Below are 9,894 nucleotides of genomic sequence, written 5' to 3'. Positions count from 1 at the left end.
AGCCTTAATTGGGGTACGGCCTCTCCCCGTCAGTGCGAGCGAAGCGAAGCAATCCAGAGCGCAGTGCACGGGGCTGGATTGCTTCGTCGCGGAGCCTGTACTCGGACGACGCGAATCGCCGATCCGGGTGCTCCTCGCAATGACGCTGAAATGCTTGCGACACGGACACACGTCCCACGCACTTACCCCCGCGCCACCTTGTGATGCGTCACCACCAAGCCTGTCGCTTTCGCCGCATCGGCCGTGATGGTCCAGCAATGCTGGCTGCCGTCGACCAGATAGACGCTGAACCGCGGATACTCGCGGAACGGCGCCTCGGCGTCGATGTCGGACGGATCACACGACGTCAGCGACAGATGCGGCAGCTGCTGGCGCAGCATCGTCAGCGCGCTGCGCTCCGCCTCGGCGCCGCCGAGCAGCGCGTCCAGCCTGGCAACATCGTCGCTGCTGATCGTCATCGTCAGAGCTTGCGGGCTTCGACGGTGATCGGCAGCGGCGTATCGGCCGCCATCGCCGGCAGCTCGAGCTGCCAGCCATTGGCCAGAGTCACCTTGCCGCCCCACAGCGCCTCGTTCTCGATCTCGACGATCGGCTCTTCGAGGTCCTTCTTGGCGACGTAGGCCGACAGCCCCTTCTCGGTCCTGCGGATCATCACTTTCATCGATTTCGGTCCTTGGGTTGGGCCGCCGCAGCGACGTCTACTTCGATTAGACAGGTGAGATTTCGTGTTCGAGACAGCCGATGACGCGGTTGTCGGCGAACTCGACCAGATAAACGGGCTGCTGACTCTCTTCGTGCATGCCGATGCGCACGATCTCCCCGGCGTCGCCGGTCTTCACCAGCAGCGCCTCTTCGGGCTGATCCGGAAAGGTGCCGTCGTTGAACAGGTCGATCTGCGCGGCGACGCGCTGGCCCCACTGATACTTCGGGTCGCTCATCACGCCACCTCCTGCGTGGGCTGCTCGGCTTCAGCCGAAACCAGCTCCTTGCGCTTCATGCCGACGATGCGGCCCTGGGCGACGAAATCGACGCCGTAGATGTAGAACTGCTGCAGGAAGGTGCCGATCGAGACGACATAGCCCTCGTCGCCTTTCTTCACCAACACCTCGCCGATTTCCTTGCCGGGAAACGTGCCGTCGTTGCGGATGTTGATCTTGGCCCGCACCTTCTGACCGTATTCGAACGTCGGCGGACCATCGAGTTCGACGATGTCGCTGTCGCGGCTGATGTTCATGGTGTTTTCTCCTGTGCCGGCGTGACGCGACCGATTCCGATCGGCGACGGCGCGTTCAAATTGCCGGTGCGGCTCTGCGCCATTTCCTTCACCAGCGGATCGGTGTCGTCGAGCAGCTGGCCGATCTCATACGGCTCGGCACGGCTGGCGACTTCGTAGCGCACGCGCCAATCGGCATCGCCGATCATGGCCAACAAGCGCCCCGGCGACATCCGCCGTGCGGCTTCGAGCCGGACGTCGCCGTCCTTGTCCATCGCCATCTGCGCCAGCCATTCGGAGCCGATGCGGCGCGCCACCTCGCGGCGTACGCCGCTGTCGGGATCGAGCACCAGCAGCGGCAGCAGTGCCGGCGAAGCACGCCGCGCCACGACCTGGCGGACGTAGTAATCGCTGTCGTTGACCATCGGCCGCAGCTGCTCGCCCTCCATCACCGAGGCGATGCGGATGCGGACCTCGCGATGCGGATCGTTGCGTAGCGGCAGCAGATAACGCTTGGGCAGCCGCCGCGCCGCGCTCCAGCGCACCGTCTCGTCCGGATCGTCGAGCAGCTTCGGCAGCAGGAACACGGTAGCGTAGCCGGCCGCGACCGCACGTGTCTCGAAATACGGATGGTCGAGATACTGGTCGGCCAGCGTGCGATTGCTCTGGAAGAAGCGCTCGATACGGCGGGCGTAGCGGTCCTGCACGCAGGACTTCTTCAGCTCGCAGCCGCCTACGTCGCGCTGCGCGCGGTGCGGGCAGCTTGCGCAATCGACCTCTTTGCCTTGCCAATCCAGGGCCTCGTCGATGTCATTCGTCATCGTCGTGCCCGATCCGTTTCCAGACGTCGTTGAGCACAGAGGCGTTGACCTTGTCAGTCGGGTCGAGCTCGAGCAGCTTGTCGATCGCCGCGTGGCCGTCGTCGATATTGCCGAGCCGCATCTGCAGATAGGCGTAGGCCTTCAGCGCGAACAGATAGAACCGCGGAAGGATCGCGGCGTAGCTCGAGAACTCGGCGTCGCCGCGACGGACGTTGCGCCAGTCGGCATCGAGGCCGTTGTCGCGCGCAGCCTTGGCCAGACACGTCTGCGCGACGCCGAGCGCCTCGCCGAGCCGGCCCTTGTAGAAGTAGAAGCGATAGAGGCCGATCAGCACCGCCGCATGGTCCGGCGCCAGCATCTGCGCCTCGCGCAGATGCTGTTCGGCCACCGCATCGCTCTGGAAATCCGCACCGGCCAGTTCGAGGTGGCGATGCGCCTCGGCCGGCAGGCCCGCACCGAGCAGCGCGCCGGCGAGCAGCGACTGCTCGGGTCCGGACATCGTCAGCTCGCTGTGCAGGCGGTGCGGCATCGATCAGAACTCGCCGAGTTGAGCCAGCGCCGGCTTGGCGGGCGCGCCGTCGCCCGAGCACTTGCAGCTCGAGGGATTGGGATCGATGAACACGAAGCCGGTCGAGGCCATGCTGTCGCGGAAATCGATGGTGATACCGTTCAGGAGATCGGCGCTGGCTTGCGGCAGAAACAGCTTGTAGTCGCCGCGCTCGACGACGACATCGCCGACCTGCGGCGCGGCTTCGACATCGAACGTCGCCGACAGGCCCGAGCAGCCGCCCGAACTCACCACCATGCGGAAGCCACCAGTGCCGCCGGAGAACCGCAACATGCGGCGGATGAATTTTTCGGCTGCTTCGGTCAGGATCAGATTCATCGTTCTCCCCTTAAGCCGCCCGATAACGCGGGACTGAATTGTCGATCACACAGGTATCGTCGACCGGGCAGACCGCGACGCATTGCGGCTGGTCGAAATGGCCGACGCACTCCGAGCACTTCGCCGGATCGATCGCGAAGGTGCCGGCTTTCTCGAAGATCGCTGTGTTCGGGCATTGCGGCTCGCAGGCCGAACAGCCGGTGCATTGCGAGGCGACGATCTTGTAGGCCATCGGTTTGCCCCCGCCGCTCTCACACCGCCACGAACGCGCCCTGACGGATGTCGGCATCGCCACGCGCGACGTGGCGGATCTCCGACTTGCCGACACGGACCAGATAGTCCTTGAAGTAACCGATCACCGACTGCTCGATATATTCGAACGCGTAGGTCTCGACCGCCTCGATGCCGGCGCCGGCCAGCGAATCCTTCGGGCACATGCCGATCTTGGCGACCAGCACCGCGGTGCAGTCGTTCAGCGCTTTCAGGATCGGCTCGATGCCGGCGTCGCTGGCGTAGCCGCCCTCGCAATACAGATCGACGCGGCGATGGCCGACGAACTTCGCGCCGGCGGCCGAGACCTCGTAGATCTGGAATTCGTGGGCGTGGCCGAAATGCTCGTTGATGACGCCGCCGCCCTTGGTGGCGATCGCGACCTGGATCTTGATCTTCGCGGTCTCGTCGGCCAGCGACTGCATCTCGCGCTGCTTCGCCGCCGCGATCGCGTCGCGCTCGGCCTCGACCTTGGCCTGATAGGCCTGGCGGGCGGCGAGGTCGTACGCGACGTCCATCTCCATCACCTTCTCGGTGGTGAATTCGGCGCTGCGGTCTTCGCCAAGCAGGCCGACCGCGTCGGCGCGGCTCTGGCGGCAGTGCCGCATCATGTTCATCTCGCCCTCGCAGGCGTCCTGCAGCGCCTTGAGCTCCTGCGCGGTCGGGCCGCGCTGACCCGACAGGCCGAACGCCGTGCCGTGCTCAGCCTCGGAGATCAGCGGCATGATGTTGTGCAGGAAGGCGCCGCGCGACTTCACCGCCTTGTTGACCTCGATCAGGTGTTCGTCGTTGATGCCCGGGATCATCACCGAGTTGATCTTCACCAGGATGCCGCGGGCCACCAGCATCTCCAGGCCGAGCAGTTGCCGCTCGCTGAGGATCTTGGACGCTTCGACACCGGTGATGCGGCGGTGGTCGTAGAAGATCCACGGATAGATCTTCGCGCCGACTTCCGGATCGACCATGTTGATCGTGATGGTGACGTGATCGACGTTCATGGCGGCGATCTGATCGACATAGTCGGGCAGCATCAGACCGTTGGTCGAGAGGGACAGCTTGATGTCGGGTGCCGCCTCGGTGACCATCTCGAACGTCTTGAACGTCTTGGCCGGATTGGCGAGCGCGTCGCCGGGGCCGGCGATGCCCAGCACCGTCATCTGCGGAATGGTGGAGGCCACCGCCACGACCTTGCGCGCCGCCTGCTCCGGGGTCAGCTTCTCGCTGACCACGCCGGGGCGGGACTCGTTGGCGCAATCGTATTTGCGGTTGCAGTAATTGCACTGGATATTGCACGCGGGCGCGACTGCGACGTGCATGCGGGCGAAGTGATGATGCGCCTGCTCGGAGTAGCAGGGATGGTTCTTCACCTTCTCCCAAATCTCCGGCGGCAAATCGCTCTCGCCAGCGGATGAGCCACAGCCGGTCTTGCCGGCGCCGCCTTTGGTGCTGCAGCCGGACGCGGCAGTGCTCTTGCGTAACTCATCGAACGAGGTCGCACCCGGCGCGCCGAAATCGTGCAGTTGCAGCAGCTTGGTCATGTCCGGGCCTCGTTGATAGCGCCGCACGACAGGCGGCTTGTCCGTGGAATGGTGCTGCAACCGGGCCGGCAAACGTCTTGTGGCAAACTGCGGGCACGGCGATCGGGCGAGGACGACATCCGACGGTCAAGGCGACGGAGCGTCGTTCGGTCAAACAGGCGTCAGGCCGGCACGCAGGTATTGTCGACCGGGCAGACCGAGACGCATTGCGGCTTGTCGAACTGGCCTTCGCACTCGGTGCACTTGGCGGCGTCGATCACATAGGTGCCGCGCTTCATGCTGATCGCAGCGTTGGGACATTCGAATTCACACGCACCGCAGACGGTGCATTGAGAGGTCACGATCTTGTAGGCCATAGCCGGCTCCTCGGTTGAGAGACATTGCGTTACGCCTCGTCTTTCAAGCCTCGTGCCAGAGCGCTACCTCCTTGATTCTTAGAAGGATTATACAAACCCGTGATTCCGCGACGGTGTCGGGGCCCCGACACTTGTCGCATGTCTGACAGATTCCGGATTGGCGCTGCGCGAACAAGGATGGTGCGTTCGCAGGATGGGCTGAGCATAGCGAAACGCATCGGCCTCAGCGCGGAGGTGATCGGTTTCGCTTCGCTCAACCCGCCTACGGCGCTAAGGCAAAGTTATCAAACACGTGGATGGCCGGGACGAGCCCGGCCATGACGGAGGTGGGTGCTGGAAGAGCGTTGCGCCGCTAAGCTGGATGCGTAGCTGAAGCGCTAAAAATGCTTCAGCTCGATGTCGTACTTCTTCAGTGCGTAGCCGATCTGGCGGGGGGTGAGGCCGAGCAGGCGGGCGGCTTTGGCCTGGACCCAGCCGGAGCGCTCCATTGCGTTGACGAGGCGATCGCGCTCCGACATCGGCGCGCCGTTGCTGGCTTCCGACGACGGAGGTGCAAGGCCGCCGGCTTCGAGCGGCGCGCTCGCGGATTCGCGCGGCACGATTTCCAGCGGCGCCTTGCGCGGCAGCACCTGCAGCGGGATCTGCGGCCGCGGCCGCTCGGGCGCCGGCTCGGCATGGCCCTTCCATAGAATTGCCGACAGGCACTCGTCCTGGTGACAGGCGAAGTCGCTGTCGAGAATTTGCGGCCCCATCGCCAGCGTCGCGGTGCGGCGGACGCAGTTTTCCAGCTCGCGAACGTTGCCGGGGAACGAGCACGCCTTCAGCAGTTCCAGCGCATGCGGCTCGAACGCCAGTTCGCGATCGTTCTCCTTGTTGAAGTTCTTCAGGAACTCGGTCGCCAGCAGCGGGATGTCGGTCGGCCGGTCGCGCAGCGGCGGCAGGATCATCGGCACCACGTTGATGCGGTAGTACAGGTCGGCGCGGAATTCCTTGCGCGCCACCGCTTCTTCGAGATTGCGGTTGGTCGCCGCGACGATGCGGACGTTGACCTTGATGGTCTGGTTGCCGCCGACGCGCTCGAACTCCTGCTCCTGCAGCACGCGCAGCAGCTTGGCCTGGAACGATGCCGAAATCTCGCCGATCTCGTCGAGGAACAGCGTGCCCTTGTCGGCGAGTTCGAACCGTCCCTTACGCGACTGGATGGCCCCCGTGAAGGCACCCTTTTCGTGGCCGAACAGTTCGGACTCCAGCACCGACTCCGGCAGCGCCGCGCAATTGATCTTGATGAAAGGCCCATTGGCCCGCGCCGACAATTCGTGGATCGCCTTGGCGATCAGTTCCTTGCCGGTGCCCGACTCGCCCCGCAGCAGTACCGGCGACTGCGACTTGGCGATGATGCTGACCTTGGCGAGCAGCGTGCGGATTGCCGGGCTCTCGCCGACGATGCCGTCGACGCGAACGCGCTTCTTCTCACGCTGCGGCTTCAACTCAAGCAACTCTTTCTGCAGCCGATGGCTCTCCGCCATCAGCCGCTCGCGGTCGCGAGCGACCACGCGGTGCAGTTTGACGGTCTGACCGATCAGGTTGGCCACCATGGTGAGGAAGCGAACGTCGGCGTCCATCCGGAAATTGGAGCGGCCGTCGCGAACCCGGTCGATCGTCAGCGTGCCGACCACGCGCAAATCGATTCGGATCGGCACGCCGATGAACGACACGCGGGTCTCGTCGGTGGCCCCGAGCGCCAATGCGTCCGCCGCCGAGAACATCGGGTGCGCCGAGACATTGTCGGCGACAAGCGGCACGGCCGTGGCGACGATCTGATCGATCGCCTTCTGCGGCAGCCGCGCCCGGTAACGATTGTCGCTGCCTTCGTTCCAACCGACGCCGACGGTAATATCCGGCACGCCGTCGTCCGCCAGCAGGGACACGACCCCGTTACGCATCTGCAAAAACGACTGCAGCAGGTTGACCACGTTGGCCAGCGTGACTTCGAGCCGCGCCGGCGCGGTCAGGATCTTGGAAATCTCGAAAATGCCGGTGAGCGCAATCTCACTCAGCGGTACTGGGTTCTGGTTCATCGGCTTCCGCGATTGCTCGCTCTCGACAAGACGTACTTCGCGCTGAGCCATTTCCATCTCCATCGCTCCTGAGCTTTTCCCCCTTTAGTTCTGGAGCGTTGCGGGATTGTGTCTGATCCTCATTCCGATGTCGTGCTCAACTTGGCTGCATCGCTGAGGAAACTGATAGCTGTCACTGCACAGTTCGTCGCCAGAGCGAGATGATTGAAATTGCTCTGATTACTTAGTTACCAGCGGAATCGCGCAACCGCCGCATTGATGCAACGCAAAATGGACGTGTTAAATGAAGAGCAGCGGCGGCGCGCGACGAGCCGATGAATGAACTAATTGCGAACTATTCGCTTGAAACTAAGGCCATCATTGATCATCCGTCTCACACGTGGCGCACTGCGCCGCCCCACTCTCTCCCGTCATCGCCCGCGAAGGCGGGCGATCCAGTATTCCAGGGCGTAGGCGTTGAACAAGCGCGATCAACAATGAGCGCACGGGGATACTGGATCCCCGTCTGTGCGGGGATGACGGATAGCGCTTGGTCCCGCGTCCGCACTACACCCGCTGTCCGCCGTTGATGTGGATCTCTTCGCCGGTGACGTAGCTTGCCGCGTCGGAGCAGAGGAAGAACATCACCTTTGCCACCTCGTCCGGTGTTCCGATACGGCGCATCGGAATCGTAGGGGCCAGCATCGCTTCGGTTTCGGGCGAGAGGATATCGGTCTTGATCTCGCCCGGCGCAATCGCGTTCACGCGGATGCCGTAGGGCGCGTAGTCGTGGGCCATTTCGCGGGTCAGGCAGGTCAGCGCCGCTTTCGACGTCGCGTAGGCGCTGCCGGCGAACGGATGGACGCGCGAGCCGACGATCGAGGTGACGTTGACGATCGAGCCCTGGCCAGCACGCAGTTCCTCGAACAGGCCCTGCGCCAGCATCACCGGCGCCAGCAGATTGACGTGGAAGACGCTCATCCAAGTGCCGACCGGCGTATTCAGCGAGGTCAGCCGCTCGCCGGCCTCACTCTTCGGAGAGATCGCCGCGTTGTTGATCAGCGCATGCAGCGGACCGCCGCCGAGCTTCTCCTTGAGTTCATCGATCGCACGCGGCAGTGCGCGGTGATCGGCGAGCTCGACCGCGACGTGGTTCTCGACGCCGGTCGCCCATGGGCAGCGATCATCGGCGAATGGCTGGCGCGAGCAGGTGATAATCCGCCAGCCGGCGTCGGAGAACAGTTTGCCGGTGGCGTGGCCGATGCCGCGCGAGGCGCCAGTCAGCACCAGTGTCTTCTGTTTGCCCGAGCGCGACTCACGCTGATCGTTGTGAAACGGACAGGCGCCGGATGTCGGCGCGACGCCAGCCGGATGCCCGGCCGGGTGATCTTGGGTTGCGGGAGCGTGTGGTCCCGGCCCGCCCGGATGCCCTGGCCGCTCGGCCTGCAACGGCTCGCTGTGCAAGGACCACCTCCATCACTTGGTTCACGGAGGACTTTGCATGAACCGGGCCAATGTCAGCACCTGCGCGATTCCGTAGAGAAAGCGGTGCTTAGCTGCCAGCCAATGTCATGTGCCCGACATCGCACGCGCGAACGGGCCCGACAAATCGTGGCGTTCCCGACAGCATTGTTCGACCAAAGACGTAATTCGCGACAAGGAGAGCCGCAATCGCGCTTGGTCCGGCGCTTGCTTATCAGCCGCCACAGTCACCCTTGCGACAGGCGAGATCCGGATGCACCAGCCGATCCATCATAGCCGACGCCGCTTCGCGGTGGTGCTCGGCACCAGCGAGATCGCATCCGCCGTCGCGGTACATCTGCATCGCACCGGCTTCGCAGTGGTGATGTCGCACGATCCGTTTCCGCCAGTGATCCGGCGCCGGATGGCATTTCACGACGCGCTGTATGGCGATGCGGTGTCGGTCGACGGCGTGGCGGGCGTGCGAGCCGACGACGGCATGCAGATCTATCAGGCGCTGCGGCACTCCCCGGCGATCCAGGTGACGTGGCTGCAGTTGCCGGATCTGCTGCCGGTGCGATCGATCGACCTGCTGGTGGATGCGCGCATGCAGAAGCATCGCGTCACACCCGACCTGCGCCGGTTGGCCGGACTGAGCATCGGCCTCGGCCCGGGCTTTGCTACCGACGTGAATTGCGACGCGGCGATCGAGACGCGGCCGGGGCGCAGCGGACTGATCGTGGCGCACGGCTGGACCGACGCGGCCGACGGCGTCGCCAGCCCGCTCGGCGATGCCGGCGCGGAGCGCTTCCAGTATTCGCAGGCCAGCGGACGATGGCACACCCCCGTCGAGATCGGCAGCCGCGTGTTCAAGGGCTTCGTGCTCGGCCACCTCGGTGGCGAACCGGTGCGCGCACCGTGCGACGGCATCGTCCGCGGCATCGTGCGCGACGGCAGCGACGTCCCGGTCCGGGTCAAGCTGCTGGAGATCGACCCGCGGGGTCGCCACGCCCAATGGACCGGCATCGACAGCCGTGGCCGCACCATCGCCAACGCGGTGTGCCGGGCGGCTGAGCGACTTGATGAGTTGCAGGACGCGCGGGCTTACGTGCGGGTCTGATTGGGCTGGCGCTGATCACCCTCCCCTGGATGGGGAGGGTCGCTCGCGTAGCGAGCGGGGTGGTGGGGTGGCGAAGAGTTCATCCGCTGTGCCTGCGGCTCACCCCACCCCGTCGTGCCTCGCTTCGCAAGGCCCGCCGACCCTCCCCCTCCAGGGGAGGGTGATCAGCGCC

13 protein-coding genes are annotated in these 9,894 nt (G+C 64.7%); 1 reads left to right on the top strand and 12 read right to left on the bottom strand.

The window, feature by feature from the left end; genetic code table 11:
* Positions 1-182 precede the first annotated feature (182 nt).
* The 12 genes from ACOJTD_RS15290 to ACOJTD_RS15235 form a co-directional block, all read right to left on the bottom strand.
* Complete coding sequence (locus ACOJTD_RS15290; RefSeq protein WP_420133747.1) at positions 183-458, bottom strand: hypothetical protein; 276 nt, start codon at positions 456-458, stop codon at positions 183-185.
* A 2-nt stretch (positions 459-460) separates the two neighbouring features.
* Positions 461-661, bottom strand: coding sequence for a putative nitrogen fixation protein NifT (nifT, locus tag ACOJTD_RS15285; protein ID WP_022721823.1), 201 nt, complete (start codon positions 659-661; stop codon positions 461-463).
* Positions 662-707: 46 nt separating this feature from the next.
* Entirely contained in the window at positions 708-938 is a 231-nt protein-coding gene (locus ACOJTD_RS15280; protein ID WP_420133746.1) for a nitrogen fixation protein NifZ, read from the bottom strand.
* A complete protein-coding gene (locus ACOJTD_RS15275; protein ID WP_420133745.1) occupies positions 938-1,234 on the bottom strand; it encodes a nitrogen fixation protein NifZ in 297 nt (98 codons plus the stop codon). The genes ACOJTD_RS15280 and ACOJTD_RS15275 overlap by 1 nt, the downstream gene beginning before the upstream one ends.
* Positions 1,231-2,034 carry a 4Fe4S-binding leucine-rich repeat protein gene (locus tag ACOJTD_RS15270; protein ID WP_420133744.1) on the bottom strand — a complete coding sequence of 268 codons (804 nt, stop codon included), beginning with the start codon at positions 2,032-2,034 and terminating at the stop codon, positions 1,231-1,233. The genes ACOJTD_RS15275 and ACOJTD_RS15270 overlap by 4 nt, the downstream gene beginning before the upstream one ends.
* Positions 2,024-2,563, bottom strand: a complete 540-nt coding sequence (locus ACOJTD_RS15265; protein ID WP_420133743.1) for a hypothetical protein — start codon at positions 2,561-2,563, stop codon at positions 2,024-2,026. Before ACOJTD_RS15265 ends, ACOJTD_RS15270 begins: the two co-directional genes overlap by 11 nt.
* 3 nt (positions 2,564-2,566) lie before the next feature.
* Positions 2,567-2,920, bottom strand: coding sequence for a HesB/IscA family protein (locus tag ACOJTD_RS15260; protein WP_420133742.1), 354 nt, complete (start codon positions 2,918-2,920; stop codon positions 2,567-2,569).
* 10 nt (positions 2,921-2,930) lie between these two features.
* Positions 2,931-3,152 (bottom strand): 4Fe-4S binding protein, encoded by a 222-nt coding sequence (locus tag ACOJTD_RS15255; protein ID WP_420133741.1) that lies wholly within the window; start codon positions 3,150-3,152, stop codon positions 2,931-2,933.
* Between the two features lie 19 nt (positions 3,153-3,171).
* Positions 3,172-4,728, bottom strand: coding sequence for a nitrogenase cofactor biosynthesis protein NifB (gene nifB / locus ACOJTD_RS15250; protein WP_420133740.1), 1,557 nt, complete (start codon positions 4,726-4,728; stop codon positions 3,172-3,174).
* A 161-nt stretch (positions 4,729-4,889) separates the two neighbouring features.
* Positions 4,890-5,084, bottom strand: coding sequence for a 4Fe-4S binding protein (locus tag ACOJTD_RS15245; RefSeq protein ID WP_054161698.1), 195 nt, complete (start codon positions 5,082-5,084; stop codon positions 4,890-4,892).
* 377 nt (positions 5,085-5,461) lie between these two features.
* Positions 5,462-7,213 carry a nif-specific transcriptional activator NifA gene (gene nifA, locus ACOJTD_RS15240; protein WP_420133739.1) on the bottom strand — a complete coding sequence of 584 codons (1,752 nt, stop codon included), beginning with the start codon at positions 7,211-7,213 and terminating at the stop codon, positions 5,462-5,464.
* A 495-nt stretch (positions 7,214-7,708) separates the two neighbouring features.
* Entirely contained in the window at positions 7,709-8,605 is an 897-nt protein-coding gene (locus tag ACOJTD_RS15235) for an SDR family NAD(P)-dependent oxidoreductase (RefSeq protein WP_420133738.1), read from the bottom strand.
* A 271-nt stretch (positions 8,606-8,876) separates the two neighbouring features.
* Between ACOJTD_RS15235 and ACOJTD_RS15230 the strand changes: the two genes are divergently transcribed.
* Positions 8,877-9,722: a xanthine dehydrogenase gene (locus tag ACOJTD_RS15230; protein ID WP_420133737.1), complete on the top strand. Its 846-nt coding sequence runs from the start codon at positions 8,877-8,879 to the stop codon at positions 9,720-9,722.
* Positions 9,723-9,894 lie beyond the last annotated feature (172 nt).

The sequence above is a fragment of the Rhodopseudomonas sp. genome, from assembly GCF_048594845.1.
In the GTDB taxonomy this organism is placed as follows: Bacteria; Pseudomonadota; Alphaproteobacteria; order Rhizobiales; family Xanthobacteraceae; genus Rhodopseudomonas.
This window is presented reverse-complemented; position numbering and strand designations above follow the sequence as displayed.

Bases quoted from the DNA above. Each gene is read 5' to 3' on its own strand.
- ACOJTD_RS15230 (WP_420133737.1), top strand. From the start codon at position 8,877: ATGCACCAGCCGATCCATCATAGCCGACGCCGCTTCGCGGTGGTGCTC.
- ACOJTD_RS15245 (WP_054161698.1), bottom strand. From the start codon at position 5,084: ATGGCCTACAAGATCGTGACCTCTCAATGCACCGTCTGCGGTGCGTGT.
- ACOJTD_RS15270 (WP_420133744.1), bottom strand. From the start codon at position 2,034: ATGACGAATGACATCGACGAGGCCCTGGATTGGCAAGGCAAAGAGGTC.
- ACOJTD_RS15265 (WP_420133743.1), bottom strand. From the start codon at position 2,563: ATGCCGCACCGCCTGCACAGCGAGCTGACGATGTCCGGACCCGAGCAG.
- ACOJTD_RS15275 (WP_420133745.1), bottom strand. From the start codon at position 1,234: ATGAACATCAGCCGCGACAGCGACATCGTCGAACTCGATGGTCCGCCG.
- ACOJTD_RS15280 (WP_420133746.1), bottom strand. From the start codon at position 938: ATGAGCGACCCGAAGTATCAGTGGGGCCAGCGCGTCGCCGCGCAGATC.
- nifA (WP_420133739.1), bottom strand. From the start codon at position 7,213: ATGGCTCAGCGCGAAGTACGTCTTGTCGAGAGCGAGCAATCGCGGAAG.
- ACOJTD_RS15260 (WP_420133742.1), bottom strand. From the start codon at position 2,920: ATGAATCTGATCCTGACCGAAGCAGCCGAAAAATTCATCCGCCGCATG.
- ACOJTD_RS15255 (WP_420133741.1), bottom strand. From the start codon at position 3,152: ATGGCCTACAAGATCGTCGCCTCGCAATGCACCGGCTGTTCGGCCTGC.
- ACOJTD_RS15290 (WP_420133747.1), bottom strand. From the start codon at position 458: ATGACGATCAGCAGCGACGATGTTGCCAGGCTGGACGCGCTGCTCGGC.
- nifT (WP_022721823.1), bottom strand. From the start codon at position 661: ATGAAAGTGATGATCCGCAGGACCGAGAAGGGGCTGTCGGCCTACGTC.
- nifB (WP_420133740.1), bottom strand. From the start codon at position 4,728: ATGACCAAGCTGCTGCAACTGCACGATTTCGGCGCGCCGGGTGCGACC.